Here is a 21,068-nt window from a genome sequence, read left to right as displayed (position 1 = left end):
CGCGGCCCCGGCAATCAATTTCGGCCCTCACGGCCAGGGTGGATCGTTCTGCCACAGCCGACGCAGGCTATCGAGTCGCTCCTGTTGAGTCCCGCCCGGCAGCGGCTGCACGGGCACGGCATCGGGATGCTGCAGGCGTAGCCATATCCAGCCATCAAGTACCGGGCGCTCGCTGAAAGCCAGCGCCAGCCCTTCCTGCACATAGGTCCACAGACGAAGGAAATCGACACCGGTGGATCGGTTCCAGCGCCAGGCATGCTGTTCGAGCAGGCAGGTTTGCAGTTTTTCCTGCTGCCCGGCGCTTAGACTTTCCTCGACGGCCAACGGGCTGACCGCCAACCCCGGGTTGGACAAGCGCTGCCAGCCCTGACATCCCATCGCGCGGTCGCCCCAACTACCGCCGAACCAGCGTAACTGGTGGATAGGCCCTAGCCAGCGACTCAGCTCAACGGCATCGCAGGCATCGAAAAAATAGCTGGCCGTGATTGGGTTGTAGTAATTCAAAAGGGCCCGGTGCAGACCAAGCGTGACCGTGAGCATGCGTCGCAAATGCGCCAGCAACAACGCAGTGCCGGCTTCACTGTGCATCAGCAATCCGGGCCAGCGTTGTCCGTCGACGAAGCATAAATCGGCCAGTGCCGGGCAGGTGTGCAGATCGACCAGGACCGGCCCCTGTTCATGCAGCGCATGCCACTCCGTACCTTCGAACAACCCGAAGCATCGGGCCTGGGCAAACATCTGCCGAAGTGTGACACCCGCCTGCGGCGTGCCCGGCACATCCAGCAACAGCCACTGCGGGGGCGCCTCGGGCGTGCATGTGGCGATCATGCTCCAGAGCTCTGGCCAAGCTGCGTCGCCAGACGACAGGTACACAAAGCCTGTGCGCAATGGTTGAAACTGCCGCCACCGGGTAGCAGGCACAACATCAGCAATGGCTCCCCCGAACGCAACCATTGCTCCACGCCCTCATGATGGGTGCAGCCCGGCTCGGGGGTGACAGCGTCCACCGCTTCAACCGTTGCCGGCGCATGCAGCACCCCGGTTATCTGCGGTTGATCGGGATCGCCCTCGAAAAAACTCACGACCAGCTCAGTTCCTTCCCGCAACGGCGATAACGTCGAGGCCTGCAACTGCCTGGCCAAGGGCAGCCAGCAATGACTGGGCGCCGCACCTTCGCCCTGATAAAGCCAGTCGAATTGCACCGGTACCGGCCTTGCCGGGTCGGGGCCGGGCTCATCGACCTCGACCACCCACGCCCGTTGCGGGCCATGCATCCTTGGTTGGACCGTCGCACAGGGCGGCTCGATGGGTGCCGGCCACTGCAGGGTACGGGCCTGATTGTAGTAGGGCGTCGTTGTATCCTGGCTGCCCCAATGCTCAACGTGGGTCAGCAACCAGAGCCGATTGCAATCGGCAGCCGGGTGACCGGACAACGGCATCAACCGACCGCTGCGCAAGGTCGTCAGGTCCGTCCGGCATTCGGCACTCTGCAGCGCTGTCCCACCGCGGCGCTGGCGTTCGAACTGCCGCACCGCCGGCCGTTCGCCTTCGCCGCGCAATACCGCAGGTTCGCCGGTTGGGAAATGCTGCCGGTCATCACCAAACACCACACAGTGCCCGCGAGCCCCGTGTTCGAAGTGGTAGTGAAGCCCTTCCCGGGCGCACAGTCGCTGGAGAAATTGCAGGTCTGACTCTCGATATTGCGTGCAAAAATCCCGGGGTGGGTATTCGCCGCTTAGTTCCAGGCGTCGATCCATGCCGGTAATGCCGTGCTCCTTGAGCACCTGGTCGAGGATTTGTGGCACTGAACGGGCGCTGAAGATTCGTTGGCTGAAACGCTGGGCCAGGCAAGCCAGTCTTGGCCCCAGGCGCACCTGACAGAGCCGGGGTGCCGAGGCGTGATCGCGCTGGACGATTTCATGCAATTGTCCATGCACGTGACTTTCGGCTGGCCCGAAATGCAGGGAGGCCGGGCGGTACAGCAAACTGGCAAGGTCAAGCTCCGGGTCATCGATCAGCAGATTCAGGTCGAACACGAACGGCTCGCTGATGGCTTCTCTGCCGGTAAAGGCCAGGACCTCTAAGGAGTCGGGCAGACCTGCTACATCCAGACGAAATGAAGGTTCGCTGACTGGATTGAACATCGGCGTTTCTCTACAGGAGGGGCGGCCGGGGATTCTCGCTGAGAGACATGGCCGAGTAGAGTGCCGAAATACAAATTAGGAAATAACCTACGCGAAAAGAAGACCAAATGCGCTGGGTTGTCGAAGATGCTGGAAATTTCGTCTGGAATAGAAGAATTGCCGCACCAGGTCATCTGAAATTTCCGCAGCGAACGGAAAATTTTCAGACAACCTGATGAGCGTGCCCCTTACCTCAGGAAGACAGGTAAGACGAACGGGTCAGCCCCAGACGCAAGGCATCGAGGAACTGCGTTCGCTCGGTGGCGCTGATGCGGGCACTGGCGCACTTGTCGCGGTAGTGGGTCATCAGTTCTTCCGGGGACAAGTGCACGTAACGCAGCATGTCTTCGATGGTGTCGTGGGTTTCGATACCGGCGTGGTACACGCTGCCGTCGGCGTTCTGGTAGATGTTCACCGAGTCGGTGTCACCGAACAGGTTGTGCATGTCGCCAAGAATTTCCTGGTAGGCACCGACCAGGAACACACCCAACAGGTAGTCCTCGCCTTCCTTCAGGGCATGCACCGGCAAACTGGTCTCGATGCTCTGCTCGTCGACGTACTGGTTGATCTTGCCGTCGGAGTCACAGGTCAGGTCTTGCAGCACCGCGCGACGCAACGGCTCTTCGTCGAGACGGTGCAGCGGGATGATCGGCAGGACCTGGTCGATGGCCCAGGTGTCCGGCAGGCTCTGGAACACCGAGAAGTTGCAGATGTACTTGTCGGCCAGCTTGTCGTTGAGTTCGTCCAGCACCTGACGGTGGGAACGCTGGCGTGCCTTCAACGAGTTGTGCAGGCGACGGCAAACAGCGAAGTAGCATTGCTCGGCCAGGGCTTTCTCGGCCAGGGTCAGCTTTCCGTCGGCGTACTGGGAGGCAACATCACTCATGTAGTGCGTGGCGCGCCAGTAGGTTTCGGTAACCATTTCGATGTCGGTCGGACCCAGCAGGTCCACCAGCCACTGCACGGTTTCCGGCAGCGCTTCCTTGTTCTCGATCTGCGGCACGTCGTCGTTGTGTTTCTCGACGTCGGTCACCTGGATCACCAGCATGGCGTGGTGCGCGGTCAGGGAACGGCCGCTTTCGGAGAAGATATTCGGGTGCGGCAGGCTCTGCGCATCGCAGAACTCCTTGAGCATCCCGACCACGACACCGGCGTAATCGTCCATGTCGTAGTTGATCGAACTGGCGTTACGCGAGTGCGTACCGTCGTAGTCAACGCCCAGGCCACCGCCGACGTCGATGTGGTCCACCGGCAGGCCAAGGTTGCGCAACTCGCCGTAGTAACGGATCGCTTCCTTGAAGCCGTGCTGGTAGTCCGCCAGGTTGGCGATCTGCGAACCCATGTGGAAGTGCAGCAGGCGAATGCCCTGGTCCAGGCCGGCTGCACGGAAACGCTCGACCACCGACAGCAGTTGCGCCGCCGACAGACCGAACTTGGATTTCTCGCCGCCGGTGTCCGCCCACTTGCTCGAGGCCAGGGATGACAGGCGCACGCGCAGGCCGACTTGAGGCTTGACCTTGAGCGAGTTGGCTTCTTCGATCACCAGGCCGACTTCGGATTCTTTCTCGATCACGATGAACACGTTGTGGCCGAGCTTCTGGCCCATCAACGCCAGGCGAATGAATTCGCGGTCCTTATAGCCGTTGCAGACAATGGTGCCGCCCTTCGGCGCCAATGCCAGCACTGCCAGCAGCTCAGGCTTGGAGCCGGCTTCCAGGCCGATGGAAACGTTCTGGGTAGCGATGATGTTCTCGATCACCGCTTCCTGCTGGTTCACCTTGATTGGGTACAGCGCGGTGTATTTGCTCTGGTATTCCAGACGCTCGATGTTCGAATCGAACGCGCCGGTCAGCTGACGCACGCGGTCTTGCAGGATGTCCGGGAAACGGACCAGCAACGGCAAGGACAGGCCGCTTTTGCGCAGCTGGTCGACTTGCTCGTACAGGTCGATAGGCGAGCTGCTCGGACCGTTCGGACGAACTTCGACGCGACCGGCGTCATTGATCGCGAAATACCCGGCCCCCCAATGGCGAATCCCGTAAACACTGCGGCTGTCCGCAACTGTCCATTGGCTGCCATCGTCTTTGCGTGTGCGTCGTACGGACATCGAAGTCCCCTATAAAGAAGTCATAGTGCGTCGCCTGGGTTCAGGCCGGCGCAGTCTAAAGAATGAAAATGACGGTTCGTCAACGAGGCAATAGACCCCGCCGACCGCAGTGAGTTTAGATACCGGTCATGAACAGGCTCTGTGAAAACCATGTAGACGATGCCGGACCTGAATGTCATCAGGACCGGATCAAGCCGCAGGTGGTTTTCACAGAGGCTGCTAGCCGCCGGACTTCTTCGCCTTGAAACCGAGCTTGATCAGTTCTGCCAAGAGTAGCTCGACATGATCGCCCTGGATTTCGATGACACCGTCTTTCAGCGCCCCACCGGTACCGCAACGTTTCTTCAACGTCGTGGCCAGGTCCTTGAGCGCGTCTTCAGCCAACGGCACGCCGGTGATGGTGGTCACCGTCTTGCCGCCACGGCCCTTGCTTTCGCGACGCACGCGAGCGATGCCGTCGCCGGCCGGGATAACGGTCTGTTTGCAGATGCAGGCGTCCACCGGCTTACTGCATTCCGGGCAATGACGACCTGCGTCGGTGGAAAATACCAGGCCGCCCAAGGCGGCGAAGGATGCGGCTTTTTTGGCCACCGGCAATCCTCTTCGGAGGACAAAGACTGGTCGCAGCACTTGGGAAGGCTATCGACCGCGAAGCCCCACTCAGGCAGGGGCAGCGCTACTGAAACGGTACGACTCTTTGTAGGAGCTGACGAGTGCAACGAGGCTGCGATCTTTTGATTTCGACGCGAAAGCAAAGTCAAAAGATCGCAGCCTGCGGCAGCTCCTACAACGGGCAATGCCGGTTCAGCTTGAAAAGGTCGCGCAGTGTAACGGCAAAAACGCCGATTGCTAAGAGCCAATCGGCGCCAATTTATAGCTGTTTTGCGACGTCGATCCGGCGTGAGCGCAAATAGCGCTTCAACGCTGCCAGAGAGTCCGGGCAATAAGGCTTTTGCTCGATTTCCAGCATGACCTGATCGACGGGGATAAAGCGCGCTTCGAGCACCTCTTCGGGTTGCAGGATCAACGGTCCGTCCCATACCGCTGAAAACGCCGAACACCACAGGCGATTGCCGGTGTCCTCGAAGAAAAAGTGGTCATGGGCAGTCAGCTCCACGCCACTTACGCCCAGCTCTTCCTCCAGCTCCCTTGCCGCCGACTCGGCGTAGGTTTCACTGGCGAGCACCATGCCCCCCGCCGCCACGTCCCAGTAACCGGGATAGATCGCCTTGCTCAGGGTGCGTCGGTGTACGCACAGTTCGCCAGCGGAGTTGAACAACATAATGTAGGTGCCGCGCCCGATCAGCCCGCGCTCGCGCAAATCGGAACGGACCAGGGCTCCGAGCAGGTTGTCCTGTTCGTCGACCCAGGCGATCTGTTCGGCATCGGAGGCCGCACGGTGCGCGGCTTCCCTGGCGTTATCGACCATGACTCAGCCCTGATTGAGCAATTGGCGCAAATCGATCACCGCGGCGTTGGCCCGGGAAATGTAGTTGGCCATGACCAGCGAGTGGTTGGCCAATACGCCGAAGCCGCTGCCGTTGAGGATCATCGGGCTCCACACCGGCTCCTGCGACGCTTCCAGTTCACGAATGATCTGGCGCACGCTGACCGTGGCGTTCTTCTTGGCCAGCACATCGGCGAAGTCGACTTCGATGGCGCGCAACAAGTGCGACAAGGCCCAGGCCTGGCCGCGAGCTTCGTAGAACACGTTGTCGATCTGCAGCCATGGGGTTTCGACGATTTCCTCATCGACTTGCGGCGCCACACCCGGCGTCACCACCTCGGTTTTCAGCGCAGTGTTGAGCTTGACCCGGCCCACACTGGCCGACAGCCGTTGCGACAGCGAGCCCAGACGGGTGCCGACGTCACCCAGCCAGTTGTTCAGGTTGTCGGCGCGGGCATAGAACAACGCGCTCTTCTGGTTTGGATCGGACAGGCGCGCCTGATAGCGGCTCAGGGAATTAATGCCTTCCTGGTACTCGGACTCACTGGATGGCAGCACCCAGCTCTTGTTGTCGAAGTTGAAACGCGGCTCGGCCTTGGCCAGGTCAGCGTCTTCAGCCGACTGCGACTGCGAACGGGCGAAGTCTTTACGCAGTGCCCGGCTCAGGTCACGGACCTGCACCAGCACGCCATATTCCCAGCTCGGCATGTTGTCCATCCACAGGCCTGGCGGGAATCGGTCGTTGGAAATATAGCCGCCTGGCTTGGTCAGCAAGGTGCCGGCGACGGTCTTGAGGGTTTCCACCGTGGTGTAGCCGACGACCATCTGCTTGCCTTCTTTCTCGGCCGCCAGTTGCGCGGTTTGCTGGACCGGGAACAGCGCCGGCTCCTGGCTCCAGTACCAGCCCAGGACACTCGCCACCAACAGGTAGATGCCCAGCAGAGTGGCCAGCGCCCGGCTGAACAACAGACCACCCAGATAACTGCGGGTCTCCGACTTCGGTTCAGCGGCACGTTCAGGCGCACTGTCTGTGCGGTTCTTCCAGTCCAGCATGGCGATTTCCTTTCAAGCTCTTGAGTTCAACGGTTCGACCACAACCATACAACAACGTGCCTTGGCCCGGCACCCGCCATCGCACCGATACGAAAAATTACCGGGCTTGCAGATCAAAGGAGTACCTGTGCAGCCGACGACGTCGCGACCATCGAAATCCCCCCTAATGGTTTGGATTGCCACCCTAAGGGAATCCCCGACCCTCTGAAATTCAAAAAACCGGACCGATCAGCACCGGTAAAAAATCATCAATGACCAGTTGTCAGCTGCTCGCCCATTTCCGCCCCGCACCCGCCAAGTGCCCTGATTCAAGCACTATGCCCCTTGCGAACCGCGACTTGAAAGACTCGAACAAGACCGACCAGTCACAAACTGAATGAAGTCACATTGCAGATTATTGACGTACAGCACTCATGCAATGGATAAGTGGTGCTAGCATAGAGCCACCACTCGACCTCAGTGTGCACCCTAACTAGTAGTCAGGATATGACCGAGCCAGAAGATCCCAGCCGCGAGCGCCTCAAGCACCACTTTGCCCAGCGGGTAATTCATCAGGCTCGTCAGATTCTTGAGATATGGCAGCGCCTGCAACGCAGTGAGTGGTCCACCGCCGACCTTTCGGAACTGAGCGAGGCCAATCTGCGCCTGCTGCGTTTCGCCGAGCGCTTCGAACAACCGGAACACACGCAACTGGCACGCTACATCGGTCAGTCCCTTGAGGCAGTCGACGCCAATCGCGGACGCCTGAGCAGCGGCCTGATCACCGATCTCAATCGCTTGATGCAGCGCCTGTCACGCACCGGCCTGCGCCATGGCGACCAACTCGATCAAACCTTCCTGCCGCCGCTGCGCAAGCCCATCTACGTGATGCTGCAGGATCACGACCGTGCCGAGCGCCTGGCCAAGCAACTGGAATTCTTCGGCCTCAGCGCCCAGTCCCTGGACAGCGTAGACGCGTTTCGCTCATCGATGGTCGAGCGCCTGCCGGCGGCGATTGTCATGGACGTGGACTTCAGTGGCACCGGCGTCGGCCTGAAACTGGCCGCCGAAGCCCAGGAAGGCCTCGATCATCAACTGCCACTGCTGTTCTTCAGCCTGCACGAAACCGACACTCCGACCCGCCTGGCAGCCGTGCGCGCCGGCGGCCAGGAATTCCTCACCGGCACCCTCGAAGCGTCGAGCCTGCTGGAGAAGATCGAGGTCCTGACCTGCGTCGCCCAGTACGAGCCTTATAAAGTACTGATCATCGACGACTCCCGCGCCCAGGCCTTGCACACCGAGCGCTTGCTCAACAGCGCAGGGATCGTCACCCGCACCTTGATCGAGCCAATCCAGGCGATGGCCGAACTGGCGGATTTCCAGCCGGACCTGATCATCCTCGACATGTACATGCCGGCCTGCACCGGTACGGAACTGGCCAAGGTCATTCGCCATAACGACCGTTACGTCAGCGTGCCGATCATTTACCTGTCAGCCGAAGACGACCTGGACAAACAACTCGACGCCATGAGCGAAGGCGGCGATGACTTCCTGACCAAACCGATCAAGCCCCGGCACCTGATCACCACCGTGCGCAATCGTGCGGCCCGGGCACGCAACCTCAAGGCACGGATGGTCCGCGACAGCCTCACCGGGTTGTACAACCACACGCACATCCTGCAATTGCTCGAAGACTGCTCGTTCCGCGCCCGCCGCGAAAGCAAGCCGCTGAGCTTTGCCATGCTCGACATCGACCACTTCAAACGGGTCAACGACAGCCACGGCCACCCCATGGGCGACCGGGTGATCAAGAGCCTGGCGCTGTTTCTCAAGCAACGCCTGCGCAAAACCGACTTCATCGGCCGCTACGGTGGCGAAGAATTCGCCATCGTCATGCCGGACACCGATATCGAAGCGGCCTACAACGTGCTCGATGAAATCCGTCAGCGCTTTGCCGAGATTCACTACCCCGCGCAACCCGAGGATCTGTGGTGCACCTTCAGCGCCGGAGTGGTTGAGCTTTGCGAAAGCTCCGACAGCCTGATGATGGCCAGCCAGGCGGACGAAGCGCTGTACCGCGCCAAACACGGCGGACGCAATCGCGTCCAGGCGGCCCGGACATCAAAGCAAAGTGCCACTTTTTTATCGGAATCGACCGATACGGTCATAAGCCTGTAACAGAAACGCAATAACTTCAGGCGCTTACCATTTCTGCCGTTGGTAGTCCGTGATGCGCCTGAAGCTGCTGACCAATCTCAATACCCTCCTTCTGGTGGCCGTGTGCGTGGCCCTCGGCGCTACGCTGTGGTGGTCGCAGAAAGCCCTTGAGCGTCCGTATCTATTAATGGAGCGCTACCTGGGCCTGTCGCAGCAATTTCACAATGACGTCGTCCGCAGTGTCGAGGATTACCTGGGCAGCGGCGACGCGTTGCGCCTGAGCACTGCCGCTCAAGGCATCGACAGCCTGCAAAAAGAACTCGGCGAATTGCCACCGGCCCTGGCCGAGGCGTTACGCCCAAGCCTTTGGACCCTTGAAGAATTCAGCAAGACCGACCTGCTGGCCGCCGGCAAGCTGGCAGGCGATCCGCAGGCCTTGCTGCTGCAGGCCGAGCGGGAACTGGGCGCCAGTCTCGATCAACTCAGCCAGTACGCCAGCGGCAATGCGGCTTACCTGACGCCGCTGCTCACCGCATCGCAACACCTGGGCAAATTGTCCCTGGCCCGTGACAAACTGGTCAGCAGCGGCCGCAGTGAACTGGCCTCCGATGTCGAACGCGAAGTGACCAACATCCGCACCCAGGCTGAAAAACTGGACGCCCTGCCTTTGCTCGGCGTAGCCACCAGCAGCGAATCGAACACCGACGATTTCGCCTCGATGATGGGCCTTGAGAACACGGAAAAAACCGTTGCCGAAGATGCCGGCGTGGGCCTCAAGCGTGAGCTCAACAGCCTGCTCACCCGCTACCCGGCCGAGCTTTCGCGCACCCGCGATCAAATCCAGAAGCGCGCCGACCTCAGCGCGGCGACCCACCTGAAAATCGCCGACGTGCAACAGGCCATTGCCGGGCTGGAACCGGTAGTACGCGCCCAGCACGGGCAGATCCAGGGTGAAGTGCGGGTGATGCAAGGCGTGATGATCGGCTTGATTCTGTTGATCGCCCTGCTGATCGACACCCTGCAGCGCAAACTCGCCCGAACCCTGACCAACCTCGCCCCGGCCCTCTCGACCTGGGCCGAAGGCGACTTCAGCCGCGACATTCAACTGGGCAGCACCAACCGCGAATTGCATGACATTGAAGCCTCCCTCAACCGCTTGCGCGCCTATCTGGTGGACCTGGTGGGGACCATTCGCCGCAACGCCGAGCAGGTGGCCGACAGCAGCCGCACCCTGGCCGACCTGAGCAACGACCTGCACGACGGTGCCGAGCATCAGGCCGGTGACACGGCACTGATCCGTGACTCCCTCAGCGAACTGGAAGCGACCATTCAACAAGTCGCCGGCGATGCCAGCCAGGCCGCCGACGCCAGCCGCCACGCCGGCCTGGCCGTGGAGCACGGACAGAAAGTCATCGGCCTGAGCCTCACGGGTCTGCATGCGCTGGTGGATGAAGTGCAAGGCAATGCGCAAATGATTGAACACCTGGCTGAAGAGTCGGCCACCATCGGCGGCGTGCTGACGGTAATCCGCTCGATTGCCGACCAGACCAACCTGCTGGCCTTGAACGCCGCCATCGAGGCGGCCCGGGCCGGGGAAATGGGCCGAGGCTTTGCAGTGGTGGCCGAAGAGGTGCGCTCACTGGCGCAACGTACCGCCGGGGCCACGGCAGAAATCCAGACGCTGATCGCAGGACTGCAAACCGCCGCGCGGCAATCGGTGGAAGGCATGCGCGCCCAGGTCGCACATGCCGAAGCGACCGCCGGCCAGGCCCAGGCCGCGGATGGGGCACTGGATAAGATCGTGGGGGCGATCCAGACCATTTCCGCCACGGCGGTACGCATTGCTGATGTCACCGCCCAGCAAAGCGGCGCTGTCAGCGAAATCCGGGACCACAGTGAGCGGATTCACCAGCTGGGCGGGGATAACCTGCTGCGCATTGGCCAAGGGCGTGAGCAAGGGGAGAATTTGCTGGTGCTGGGTGGGCGATTACATACGGCCGTTCAGGCTTTTCGCGTCTGATAAATCGCTTTCACTGTAGGAGCTGCCGAAGGCTGCGATCTTTTGACTTTGCCTCTCAAGAGCAAGATCAAAAGATCGCAGCCTTCGGCAGCTCCTACGCAGTTCGATGTGACCATGCTCTCTCAGCTATCATCCCCCCAATTCCGATACGCGAGATCGTCATGCGCCGTTTGCTTTGCCTGCTGTTTTTAGTGTTCGCCCTGCCGGCCAGCGCCACTGGCTTGCTGGAGAACCGACCCAACTCCACCTTGGGCTCGATCAACAACAGCGCCGACTTCCTGCCGGTGCGCGAAGCTTTCCGGCTGAGCCTGGTAGAGAGCACGCCGCAATCGATAAAGCTGCGTTTCGTCGCCACCGAAGGTTATTACCTCTACCGCCACCGCTTTCAATTTCGCGCCGATCCGGCCGATGTCGCCCTCGGAGCGGCGAAACTGCCCGACGGTCAGAAAAAGCACGATGAATACTTCGGCGATGTCGAGGTCTATCACGGCATTCTCGACGTCGAGTTGCCGCGCACCGACCAACGCGCCTTCACCCTAGTCGTGACCTATCAGGGATGCGCCGACAAAGGCCTGTGCTATCCACCGGAAACCGAGCGCCTGAGCATCGACGGCAGCGGCGCTCCGGCGACGGTTTATCCATGGAGCTGGCGCGAACTGGCGCTGTTTTTCCTCGCGGGCCTGGGCCTGACGTTCACGCCATGCGTGCTGCCCATGCTGCCGATCCTGTCCGGCGTGGTACTGCGCGGTCAGGTCGGTGGCTGGCGCGGCTTCAATCTGTCGCTGGCCTATGTGCTGCCAATGGCCGCCTGCTTTGCCCTGCTCGGAGCCCTGATGGGCCTGTTCGGTGCCCAACTCAATCTGCAGGCGCGACTGCAGTCGGCCTGGGTGTTGGTGCCGTTCGCGATGTTTTTCGCCGTGTTTGCCCTGGCAATGTTCGGCGTGTTCGAGCTCAAGTTGCCGCACGCCATCAGCAGTCGCCTGGACCGCATCGCCGGCCGCACCGAAGGCGGGTCATTGTGGGGCGCCGCAGTGTTGGGCGTGGTCTCCAGCTTGCTGGTCTCACCCTGTGTTTCGGCGCCATTGGCCGGCGCGCTGCTGTACATCAGCGCCAGTGGCGATGCCTTGGGCGGCGGCTTGAAACTGTTCATGCTCGGCCTCGGCATGGGCGCGCCGCTGTTGCTGGTGGCCACCGGTGGCGCAGCCTGGCTGCCGAAAAGCGGTCCGTGGCTGGTCTACGTGAAAAACGCGATTGGCGTGTTATTGCTCGGGTTGGCCGTTGGCCTGCTCAGCCGCGTCTTGCCGGGTCAGGTCACCTTGTTGCTCATCGGTTTGCTGGCCGGCGGCGTCGGCCTGTTCATGGGAGCGCTGGAGTTCGTCTATAAACCACCGCGCAAACGCCTGGGCCAATTGCTCGGCATGTTCCTGCTGTTTTACGCACTGGCCTGCTGGTACGGCGCCTTCAGCGGCCAGACCGACCCGCTCAACCCGATCGGCCAGCCCCGTATCGTTGCCAACAACGGCCCCGCGCAAAACGCCAGCACCTGGCAAACCGTCAGCACGCCGGCCGATCTGGACCGAGCACTCGCCGACGCACGCGCATCCGGCACACCGCTGCTGCTCGACTGGTACGCCGACTGGTGCATAAGCTGCAAAGTCATCGAGCGTGAGGTGCTGGACGACCCTGTCGTCATCGAACGCCTCAAGGGCTACCGGCTTATTCGCTTCGACATCACCGCCAGCAACGCCGAGCAACGCGCCCTGCTCGACCGTTACCAGTTGTTCGGGCCACCGGCCCTGATGTTTTTTGGCAAGGACGGTGTCGAACGCGCCGATGTTCGGGTGATCGGCGAGATCAACGCCAGGGACTTCGCCGAACGTGTTGCCAGGGCGAATGACCAAATTTAATCAAGCAGTCATATATTTCGCGCAAACATCGGTCATCGTGCTGGCTATTGCAGAGAACTGGACAGTCACAAAGGCTTTGCGGCATAGTCGCCGGGTTCTGACAATTGCTCACAGATAACATAGGAACCGCCGATGGCGACGTTACTCGTTCTGCACGGACCCAACCTGAACCTGCTCGGCACTCGTGAACCGGGCACCTATGGCGCCACGACGCTGGCTCAGATCAACCAGGACCTGGAACGCCGTGCCCGCGAAGGCGGTCACCATTTGCTGCACCTGCAAAGCAACGCCGAGTACGAATTGATCGACCGCATCCACGCTGCCCGCAGCGAAGGCGTGGACTTCATTCTGATCAACCCAGCAGCTTTTACACATACAAGTGTCGCATTACGTGACGCGCTGCTGGCGGTGAGCATCCCATTCATCGAAGTGCATTTGTCTAACGTGCACAAACGCGAACTTTTCCGCCATCACTCTTACTTCTCCGACGTAGCGGTGGGAGTGATCTGCGGCCTTGGCGCCAGCGGTTATCGACTGGCCCTGGAGGCCGCCCTAGAGCAGCTTCAAATACAGGCAACAGCTTGAACAACAAGCGTTAAACGCCCCTGACCGACCCTTGGGAGTTGATGATTCATGGATATCCGTAAAGTTAAGAAACTGATCGAATTGCTGGAAGAGTCCGGCATCGACGAGCTCGAGATCAAGGAAGGCGAAGAGTCCGTACGCATCAGCCGTCATAGCAAGACCCCGGCTCAGCAGTACTACGCGCCAGCTCCAATGCACGCTCCGGCCCCCGCGCCTGTCGCTGCCGCCGCTCCGGCTGCCGCTGCCGCACCTGTTGCCGCCGCCGCGCCAGCACTGAACGGCACCGTTGCCCGTTCGCCGATGGTCGGTACTTTCTATCGCAAGTCTTCGCCAAGCTCGCCGTCCTTCGTCGAAGTCGGCCAGACCGTGAAGAAAGGCGACACCCTGTGCATCGTTGAAGCCATGAAGATGATGAACCACATCGAAGCTGAAACCAGCGGTGTGATCGAATCCATCCTCGTCGAAGACGGCCAGCCGGTTGAGTACGACCAACCGCTGTTCACCATCGTTTGAACCGCGGAGAGCCTTTGATGACTGCGAAGTTGGAAAAAGTTCTGATCGCCAACCGCGGTGAGATCGCCCTGCGGATCCTGCGCGCCTGCAAAGAGATGGGCATCAAGACCGTCGCCGTTTACTCCAAGGCCGACAAGGAACTGATGCACCTGGGCCTGGCAGACGAATCCGTCTGCATCGGTCCGGCATCGGCCGCCCACTCCTACCTGCACATTCCGGCAATCATTGCCGCGGCCGAAGTGACTGGCGCTACCGCCATTCACCCGGGCTACGGCTTCCTTGCGGAAAACGCCGACTTCGCCGAGCAGGTCGAGAACTCCGGCTTCGCGTTCATTGGCCCGAAAGCCGAAACCATTCGCCTGATGGGCGACAAGGTATCGGCCAAGCACGCCATGATCGCTGCCGGCGTTCCGACTGTTCCGGGCTCTGACGGCCCGCTGCCGGAAGACGAAGAAACCGCTCTGCGCATTGGTCGCGAAGTCGGTTACCCGGTGATCATCAAGGCCGCTGGCGGCGGCGGTGGTCGCGGCATGCGCGTTGTGCATAAAGAAGAAGACCTGATCTCCTTCGCGAAACTGACCCGTACCGAAGCTGGCGCGGCGTTCGGCAACCCGATGGTCTATCTGGAAAAATTCCTGACCAACCCGCGTCACGTGGAAGTCCAGGTCCTTTCCGATGGCCAGGGCCAGGCTATCCATCTGGGCGACCGCGACTGCTCGCTGCAACGCCGTCACCAGAAGGTTCTCGAAGAAGCGCCGGCACCGGGCATCGACGAAAACGCACGTGAGGAAGTACTCGCACGCTGCGTCAAGGCTTGCATCGACATCGGCTACCGGGGCGCTGGCACTTTCGAGTTCCTGTACGAAAACGGTCGCTTCTACTTCATCGAGATGAACACTCGTGTCCAGGTAGAGCACCCGGTTTCGGAAATGGTCACCGGCATCGACATCGTCAAGGAGATGCTGAGCATCGCCGCCGGCAACAAGCTGTCGTTCACCCAGGATGACGTGGTCATCCGCGGGCACGCGCTGGAATGCCGGATCAACGCCGAAGACCCGAAAACCTTCATGCCGAGCCCGGGCACGGTCAAGCATTTCCACGCCCCAGGCGGCAACGGCGTTCGCGTCGACTCGCACCTGTACAGTGGTTATGCCGTTCCGCCGAACTACGACTCGTTGATCGGCAAGCTGATCACCTACGGGGCAACCCGTGACGAAGCCATGGCGCGCATGCGCAATGCGCTGGACGAGATCGTGGTCGACGGGATCAAGACCAACATCCCGCTGCACCGCGACCTGACCCGCGACGAAGGCTTCTGCAAAGGGGGCGTGAACATTCACTACCTCGAGCACAAGCTGGCTGGCGAGAAGCACTAAGCTTCGACCCCATCGACAAAGCCGCCTTCGGGCGGCTTTGTTGTTTAAGTTCAAAAGATCGCAGCCTTCGGCAGCTCCTACATTTGAAATGCGTTCCCCTGTAGGAGCTGCCGCAGGCTGCGATCTTTTTGCTTCACCCCTATAGTCGTCTTCTGCCCCGCGCTCGCGTAAACTTGCGTCCTTCTCGCAGCCCGCCAGGCTGCAATCAATATTTTTCAAAGGTGCCCGCCATGCCTTGGCTGCAAGTACGTCTCGCCATCAGCCCAGAACAAGCCGAAACCTATGAAGACGCTTTCCTTGAAGTGGGCGCCGTGTCGGTGACCTTCATGGACGCCGAAGATCAGCCGATCTTCGAGCCGGAACTCAACACCACGCCGCTGTGGTCGCACACGCACCTGCTGGCCCTGTTCGAAGGTGGCACCGAGCCAGGCCCGGTATTGGCCCATCTGGAACTGCTGACCGGCAGCCCGCTACCCGAGCACCACAGCGAAGTGATCGAAGACCAGGACTGGGAACGCAGCTGGATGGATGGTTTCCAGCCAATGCGTTTCGGCCAGCGCCTGTGGATCGTGCCGAGCTGGCATGCCGCACCAGAACCTGACGCCGTGAATTTGCTGCTGGACCCGGGCCTGGCGTTCGGCACCGGCACCCACCCGACCACCGCACTGTGCCTGGAATGGCTCGACGGTCAGGACCTCAAAGACTGCAACGTGCTGGACTTCGGTTGCGGCTCGGGGATTCTGGCGATTGCCGCACTGTTGCTGGGCGCCGGGGAAGCCGTCGGCACCGATATCGACGTGCAGGCGCTGGAAGCCTCCCGCGACAACGCCGGGCGCAACGGTATCGCCGATGAACTGTTTCCATTGTATCTGCCGCAAGACCTGCCGCAGGTGCAGGCCGACGTGCTGGTGGCCAACATTCTCGCCGGTCCGCTGGTGTCCCTGGCGCCACAGCTGTCGGGCCTGGTCAAGTCGGGCGGTCGCCTGGCGCTGTCGGGCATCCTCGCCGAACAGGGCGATGAAGTCGCTGCCGCCTACACCAAGGACTTCGATCTGGACCCGATCGCCAATCGCGATGGCTGGGTGCGCATCACTGGCCGTCGGCGCTAGAATGAGCGCCTGCATAATCCGGATCGCCGCATGACCGACAGCTTCGTCACCCAGTGCCCGCATTGCCAAACCAGCTTCCGCGTCAGCCATGCCCAGTTGAGCGTGGCTCGCGGGGTGGTTCGTTGCGGCTCCTGCCTGCAGGTGTTCAATGCCGCCAGGCAGTTGCTTGAGCAGTCCGGCAAGGAATCACCGGTCACGACGCCCGTGCAGCCTGAGGAGCCCCTTGAGCCATCTCCACCGCGCGCCATCAGCCAAAAGCAATGGAGCGCGACCGAACTGGACCTGGACAGTCTCGACCTCGACGAAGAGCTCGCCCGGCTCGAGCAGCGGGAAATCCAGCCGACCACCGAACTCGGCCGCCATCGCGACGACTCGCTGAGTGCCCGTCGCGACAGCACCGGGCAGGATGACGAGGAGCCGTGGTCCGACAGCCTGTTCAGTGAGTCGGCGGCCGATCGTGCGCAACTCGACGAACCGCTCGACAGCCTTGAAACGCCAGAGCCGACGGTCGAACCGAGCAAAGCCTCGCGCACCGAACCTTCGCTGTCCCTGGAACCGGTTGATCTCGACGAAGAATCGCTGCCACCTCATTTGCGACTGCACGACCCTCTCGATGCACCGCTGAACCACGAACGCCTGTCGGCCGCCGACGAGAGGGAAATCGACGACAACTTGCCTTCGATCGAACCGCTGCGCAAGCGACGCGAACGCAGCGAACCGGGCGTGCGTGCCGAAGTGCTGCAAGACCTGACCGACGACCCGCTGCAACTGGACTGGCAAAAACGCCGCTCGCCCTGGGGCCGACGCCTGTTCTGGCTGCTGCTGGTGCTGATTGCCGCTGGCGCCCTCGCCGGCCAGTACATTGCCTACCATTTCGACGAACTGGCGCGACAGGATCAATATCGCCCGTGGTTCCAGCAACTGTGCCCGCAAATCGGCTGCACCGTGCCTTCCAAAGTCGACATCGCGAAGATCAAAAGCAGCAACCTGGTGGTACGTAGTCATCCCGAGTTCAATGGTGCCCTGGTGGTCGATGCGATCATCTATAACCGCGCGCCCTTCTCCCAGCCCTTCCCGTTGCTGGAGCTGCGCTTCGCCGACCTCAATGGCCATCTGATCGCCAGTCGTCGCTTCAAGCCTGGAGAGTACCTCAATGGCGATCTCGAAGGCATGGCGGAAATGCCTCCGCAAACGCCGATCCACATCGCCCTGGACATTCTCGACCCAGGTGCCAAGGCCGTGAACTACAGTCTGAGCTTTCACTCTCCGGAGTGAAACGCTTCATTGCTCCCGGATTCACGTCGGCTTTCTGACTGCCCCAGGCGAACCAAACCACGGGTAATAACAGAATAACTGTTCAGAATTTGTTCAATTCAGCCTTTATCCAGTCATCGAGAGCGGGTATCATGCCAACCCTTTTTCGAACTCTCATGATCCGGCCCCACAACAGGGAAGTCCTATGTCGGCGGTACGCATCGGCCCATACACATTACATAACAGCTTGATTCTCGCCCCCATGGCGGGAGTCACCGACCAGCCCTTTCGTCAGCTGTGCAAGCGCTTGGGCGCGGGACTGGTCGTCTCGGAAATGGTCACCAGCGACATGAGTTTGTGGAACACCCGCAAGTCGCGCATGCGCATGATCCACGAAGGTGATCCCGAGCCTCGCTCGGTACAGATCGCCGGTGGGGACGCGCAGATGCTGGCGGACGCCGCCCGTGCCAACGTTGAAATGGGTGCACAGATCATTGATATCAACATGGGCTGTCCGGCAAAAAAAGTCTGTAACAAGGCGGCCGGTTCCGCGCTGTTGAAGGATGAACCCCTGGTAACCGAGATCCTGCAGGCCGTCGTGGCTGCGGTCGATGTGCCGGTTACCCTGAAGATCCGGACCGGTTGGGACCGGGACAACAAGAACGGCCTGACGGTGGCAAAGATCGCCGAACAGGCAGGCATTACGGCGCTGGCGGTGCATGGCCGCACCCGTGCCGACCTGTACACAGGTGTTGCCGAGTACGACACCATTGCCGCGATCAAGCAGGCGGTGTCGATTCCGGTCTTCGCCAATGGCGATATCGATTCGCCGGAAAAAGCCCGGTACGTGCTCGACGCGACCGGTGCCGATGGCCTGTTGATTGGCCGGGCTGCCCAGGGGGCGGCCATGGATTTTTCGCGAGATCGACCATTTCCTGCGCACCGGCGAGAAGCTCCCGGCGCTGGAACTGATCGAGGTGGAACGCATTCTGCTAGAGCATCTGGCTGCCCTGCACGCCTTCTATGGTGATGTCATGGGCGTGCGCATTGCTCGAAAGCATGTGGGCTGGTATCTCGCAACCCTGCCGGGCGCCAGGGAGTTTCGCGCCCACTTCAATCGTTTGGATGGTACGGATGCACAATGCGCCAACGTTCGGGGATTTTTCGCCGAGCGTTACAAGAGCCTGACAGGGGACGGAGAGTGGGTGGCCGCATGACGATGATGACCGAGACTTTAGTGAGTGGAACAACACCCGTGAGCGACAACGTGAATTTGAAACAGCACCTCAATACGCCAAGCGAAGAAGGCCAGACCCTTCGCGGGAGTGTCGAGAAGGCGCTGCACAATTATTTCGCCCACCTTGAGGGCGCTGCCGTCACGGATGTGTACAACCTGGTGCTCTCCGAAGTCGAGGCTCCCCTGCTCGAGTGCGTGATGAACTACGTCAAGGGCAACCAGACCAAGGCCAGCGAGATGCTCGGGCTTAACCGGGGCACGCTGCGCAAGAAACTCAAGCAGTACGATTTGTTGTAAGCATTCAATCAAACCAGAAAGGCGCCCGCGTAAAACCGGTCGCCTTTTTTGCTGACTTCCTTTGCTTTTGATGGAAATTGAGATGACCGACCAGACTACCCGCCTGCCGATCCGCCGCGCCTTGATCAGCGTTTCCGACAAGACCGGGATCCTCGAATTCGCCAAGGAGCTTGAAGCCCTGGGCGTCGAGATCCTCTCCACCGGCGGGACGTTCAAGCTGCTGCAGGACAACGGCGTTGCCGCAGTGGAAGTCGCGGACTACACAGGTTTTGCCGAAATGATGGACGGCCGGGTGAAGACCCTGCACCCGAAAATCCACGGCGGGATCCTCGGTCGTCGCGGCATCGACGACGCCATCATGAACGAGCATGGCATCAAGCCGATCGACCTGGTTGCGGTCAACCTGTACCCGTTCGAAGCCACCATCAACAAGCCAGGCTGCGACCTGCCGACCGCCATCGAGAACATCGACATCGGCGGCCCGACCATGGTCCGTTCGGCAGCAAAAAACCATAAAGACGTGGCCATCGTGGTCAATGCCGGCGACTACGCCAGCGTCCTGGAAAACCTCAAGGCCGGCGGCCTGACCTACGCTCAGCGTTTCGACCTGATGCTCAAGGCATTCGAGCACACCGCCGCCTACGACGGCATGATCGCCAACTACATGGGCACCGTGAACCAGGCGGCTGAAACCCTCTCGACCTCCGGTCGCAGCGAGTTCCCGCGCACCTTCAACAGCCAGTTCATCAAGGCCCAGGAAATGCGCTACGGCGAGAACCCGCACCAGAGCGCGGCGTTCTACGTTGAAGCCAAACCTGCCGAAGTGGGCATCGCCACCGCGACCCAACTGCAAGGCAAGGAACTGTCGTACAACAACGTGGCCGACACCGACGCTGCGCTGGAATGCGTGAAGAGCTTCGTCAAGCCAGCCTGCGTGATCGTCAAGCACGCCAACCCGTGCGGCGTGGCTGTCAGCCCTGATGCCGAAGGCGGCATCCGCAAGGCCTACGACCTGGCCTACGCTACCGACACCGAATCCGCGTTCGGCGGCATCATCGCCTTCAACCGCGAGCTCGACGCCGAGACCGCCAAGGCCATCGTCGAGCGTCAGTTCGTCGAAGTGATCATTGCCCCAAGCGTCAGCGAAGAGGCCCGCGCCATCGTCGCCGCCAAAGCCAACGTGCGCCTGCTGGCCTGCGGCGAGTGGTCGGCTGACCGCGCTGCTGCCTGGGATTACAAGCGCGTCAACGGTGGCCTGCTGGTACAGAGCCGCGACATCGGCATGATCGGCGCCGACGACCTGAAAGTCGTGACCAGGCGCGCCCCGACCGAGCAAGAGATCCACGACCTGATCTTCGCCTGGAAAGTCGCCAAGTACGTTAAGTCCAACGCCATCGTCTACGCCAAGAATCGCCAGACCATCGGTGTCGGCGCCGGTCAGATGAGCCGTGTGAACTCCGCGCGTATTGCTGCCATCAAGGCTGAGCACGCTGGCTTGCAGGTAGCCGGTTCGGTGATGGCTTCCGACGCTTTCTTCCCGTTCCGCGACGGTCTGGACAATGCGGCCAAGGCGGGCGTGACTGCCGTGATCCAGCCAGGCGGCTCGATGCGTGATGCTGAAGTGATTGCTGCTGCCGACGAAGCCGGCATCGCGATGGTGTTCACCGGCATGCGCCACTTCCGTCACTAATACGGCAACGGTCGCACTGACGCCGGCATCTGCTGCGTTGGAGCCCACCTCGATGATGCTCATTGCCAAAAGGCAACTCCGCTCATCGAGGTGGGCTCCGCCTTGCATCTACCGGCGTCATTGCAACCTCCTAAGGCGTAAAGCGCTTTAGGTT

At 61.0% G+C, this 21,068-nt stretch carries 16 protein-coding genes and 1 pseudogene; 11 read left to right on the top strand and 6 right to left on the bottom strand.

Annotated features, from left to right (window positions below):
• Positions 1 to 27: 27 nt before the first annotated feature.
• The 6 genes from AB4O40_RS20665 to AB4O40_RS20640 form a co-directional block, all read right to left on the bottom strand.
• Positions 28 to 828 carry a DUF4123 domain-containing protein gene (locus AB4O40_RS20665; RefSeq protein WP_223541702.1) on the bottom strand — a complete coding sequence of 267 codons (801 nt, stop codon included), beginning with the start codon at positions 826 to 828 and terminating at the stop codon, positions 28 to 30.
• The gene (locus AB4O40_RS20660; RefSeq protein ID WP_223541703.1) at positions 825 to 2,144 is read right to left on the bottom strand and encodes a type VI secretion system Vgr family protein; all 1,320 of its coding nucleotides are present in this window, start codon (positions 2,142 to 2,144) and stop codon (positions 825 to 827) included. Before AB4O40_RS20660 ends, AB4O40_RS20665 begins: the two co-directional genes overlap by 4 nt.
• Before the next feature lie 232 nt (positions 2,145 to 2,376).
• On the bottom strand, positions 2,377 to 4,290 hold the full coding sequence (speA, locus tag AB4O40_RS20655) for an arginine decarboxylase (RefSeq protein WP_056725278.1): 1,914 nt from the start codon (positions 4,288 to 4,290) through the stop codon (positions 2,377 to 2,379).
• A gap of 219 nt (positions 4,291 to 4,509) precedes the next feature.
• On the bottom strand, positions 4,510 to 4,881 hold the full coding sequence (locus AB4O40_RS20650; RefSeq protein WP_008053936.1) for a translation initiation factor Sui1: 372 nt from the start codon (positions 4,879 to 4,881) through the stop codon (positions 4,510 to 4,512).
• 280 nt (positions 4,882 to 5,161) lie between these two features.
• The gene (locus AB4O40_RS20645; RefSeq protein ID WP_056725280.1) at positions 5,162 to 5,719 is read right to left on the bottom strand and encodes an NUDIX hydrolase; all 558 of its coding nucleotides are present in this window, start codon (positions 5,717 to 5,719) and stop codon (positions 5,162 to 5,164) included.
• Positions 5,720 to 5,722: 3 nt separating this feature from the next.
• Positions 5,723 to 6,790, bottom strand: coding sequence for a DUF2333 family protein (locus AB4O40_RS20640; RefSeq protein ID WP_046039967.1), 1,068 nt, complete (start codon positions 6,788 to 6,790; stop codon positions 5,723 to 5,725).
• Between the two features lie 486 nt (positions 6,791 to 7,276).
• Between AB4O40_RS20640 and gcbA the strand changes: the two genes are divergently transcribed.
• From gcbA to purH, 11 genes and pseudogenes are all read left to right on the top strand, one after another.
• Complete coding sequence (gene gcbA / locus AB4O40_RS20635) at positions 7,277 to 8,947, top strand: diguanylate cyclase GcbA (protein WP_056725282.1); 1,671 nt, start codon at positions 7,277 to 7,279, stop codon at positions 8,945 to 8,947.
• Between the two features lie 52 nt (positions 8,948 to 8,999).
• Positions 9,000 to 10,946 (top strand): methyl-accepting chemotaxis protein, encoded by a 1,947-nt coding sequence (locus AB4O40_RS20630; RefSeq protein WP_223541704.1) that lies wholly within the window; start codon positions 9,000 to 9,002, stop codon positions 10,944 to 10,946.
• Between the two features lie 161 nt (positions 10,947 to 11,107).
• Positions 11,108 to 12,853, top strand: a complete 1,746-nt coding sequence (locus tag AB4O40_RS20625; protein ID WP_223541705.1) for a protein-disulfide reductase DsbD — start codon at positions 11,108 to 11,110, stop codon at positions 12,851 to 12,853.
• Positions 12,854 to 12,985: 132 nt separating this feature from the next.
• Positions 12,986 to 13,438: a type II 3-dehydroquinate dehydratase gene (gene aroQ, locus AB4O40_RS20620; protein WP_460053531.1), complete on the top strand. Its 453-nt coding sequence runs from the start codon at positions 12,986 to 12,988 to the stop codon at positions 13,436 to 13,438.
• 48 nt (positions 13,439 to 13,486) lie between these two features.
• The gene (gene accB, locus AB4O40_RS20615; RefSeq protein ID WP_056725291.1) at positions 13,487 to 13,951 is read left to right on the top strand and encodes an acetyl-CoA carboxylase biotin carboxyl carrier protein; all 465 of its coding nucleotides are present in this window, start codon (positions 13,487 to 13,489) and stop codon (positions 13,949 to 13,951) included.
• Between the two features lie 17 nt (positions 13,952 to 13,968).
• On the top strand, positions 13,969 to 15,327 hold the full coding sequence (gene accC, locus AB4O40_RS20610) for an acetyl-CoA carboxylase biotin carboxylase subunit (RefSeq protein WP_056725293.1): 1,359 nt from the start codon (positions 13,969 to 13,971) through the stop codon (positions 15,325 to 15,327).
• Positions 15,328 to 15,557: 230 nt separating this feature from the next.
• Positions 15,558 to 16,436, top strand: coding sequence for a 50S ribosomal protein L11 methyltransferase (gene prmA, locus AB4O40_RS20605; protein ID WP_460053532.1), 879 nt, complete (start codon positions 15,558 to 15,560; stop codon positions 16,434 to 16,436).
• Between the two features lie 30 nt (positions 16,437 to 16,466).
• Positions 16,467 to 17,711, top strand: a complete 1,245-nt coding sequence (locus tag AB4O40_RS20600) for a DUF3426 domain-containing protein (protein ID WP_460154588.1) — start codon at positions 16,467 to 16,469, stop codon at positions 17,709 to 17,711.
• A gap of 184 nt (positions 17,712 to 17,895) precedes the next feature.
• Positions 17,896 to 18,907 (top strand): annotated as a pseudogene (gene dusB / locus AB4O40_RS20595) (tRNA dihydrouridine synthase DusB).
• Complete coding sequence (gene fis / locus AB4O40_RS20590; RefSeq protein WP_015093301.1) at positions 18,904 to 19,224, top strand: DNA-binding transcriptional regulator Fis; 321 nt, start codon at positions 18,904 to 18,906, stop codon at positions 19,222 to 19,224. Before dusB ends, fis begins: the two are co-directional and overlap by 4 nt.
• Before the next feature lie 82 nt (positions 19,225 to 19,306).
• Positions 19,307 to 20,914 (top strand): bifunctional phosphoribosylaminoimidazolecarboxamide formyltransferase/IMP cyclohydrolase, encoded by a 1,608-nt coding sequence (gene purH / locus AB4O40_RS20585; protein ID WP_056725299.1) that lies wholly within the window; start codon positions 19,307 to 19,309, stop codon positions 20,912 to 20,914.
• Positions 20,915 to 21,068 lie beyond the last annotated feature (154 nt).

It is taken from the genome of Pseudomonas sp. S2_F07 (assembly GCF_054668325.1).
The sequence above is the reverse complement of the archived record's forward strand: the minus strand, read 5'-3'. Positions and strand labels throughout refer to the sequence as shown.

Excerpts from the sequence above, each read along its gene's own strand:
- AB4O40_RS20665 (WP_223541702.1), bottom strand. The coding sequence starts at position 828 with ATGATCGCCACATGCACGCCCGAGGCGCCCCCGCAGTGGCTGTTGCTG.
- AB4O40_RS20660 (WP_223541703.1), bottom strand. The coding sequence starts at position 2,144 with ATGTTCAATCCAGTCAGCGAACCTTCATTTCGTCTGGATGTAGCAGGT.
- speA (WP_056725278.1), bottom strand. The coding sequence starts at position 4,290 with ATGTCCGTACGACGCACACGCAAAGACGATGGCAGCCAATGGACAGTT.
- AB4O40_RS20645 (WP_056725280.1), bottom strand. The coding sequence starts at position 5,719 with ATGGTCGATAACGCCAGGGAAGCCGCGCACCGTGCGGCCTCCGATGCC.
- AB4O40_RS20640 (WP_046039967.1), bottom strand. The coding sequence starts at position 6,790 with ATGCTGGACTGGAAGAACCGCACAGACAGTGCGCCTGAACGTGCCGCT.
- gcbA (WP_056725282.1), top strand. The coding sequence starts at position 7,277 with ATGACCGAGCCAGAAGATCCCAGCCGCGAGCGCCTCAAGCACCACTTT.
- AB4O40_RS20630 (WP_223541704.1), top strand. The coding sequence starts at position 9,000 with ATGCGCCTGAAGCTGCTGACCAATCTCAATACCCTCCTTCTGGTGGCC.
- AB4O40_RS20625 (WP_223541705.1), top strand. The coding sequence starts at position 11,108 with ATGCGCCGTTTGCTTTGCCTGCTGTTTTTAGTGTTCGCCCTGCCGGCC.
- aroQ (WP_460053531.1), top strand. The coding sequence starts at position 12,986 with ATGGCGACGTTACTCGTTCTGCACGGACCCAACCTGAACCTGCTCGGC.
- accB (WP_056725291.1), top strand. The coding sequence starts at position 13,487 with ATGGATATCCGTAAAGTTAAGAAACTGATCGAATTGCTGGAAGAGTCC.
- accC (WP_056725293.1), top strand. The coding sequence starts at position 13,969 with ATGACTGCGAAGTTGGAAAAAGTTCTGATCGCCAACCGCGGTGAGATC.
- prmA (WP_460053532.1), top strand. The coding sequence starts at position 15,558 with ATGCCTTGGCTGCAAGTACGTCTCGCCATCAGCCCAGAACAAGCCGAA.
- AB4O40_RS20600 (WP_460154588.1), top strand. The coding sequence starts at position 16,467 with ATGACCGACAGCTTCGTCACCCAGTGCCCGCATTGCCAAACCAGCTTC.
- fis (WP_015093301.1), top strand. The coding sequence starts at position 18,904 with ATGACGATGATGACCGAGACTTTAGTGAGTGGAACAACACCCGTGAGC.
- purH (WP_056725299.1), top strand. The coding sequence starts at position 19,307 with ATGACCGACCAGACTACCCGCCTGCCGATCCGCCGCGCCTTGATCAGC.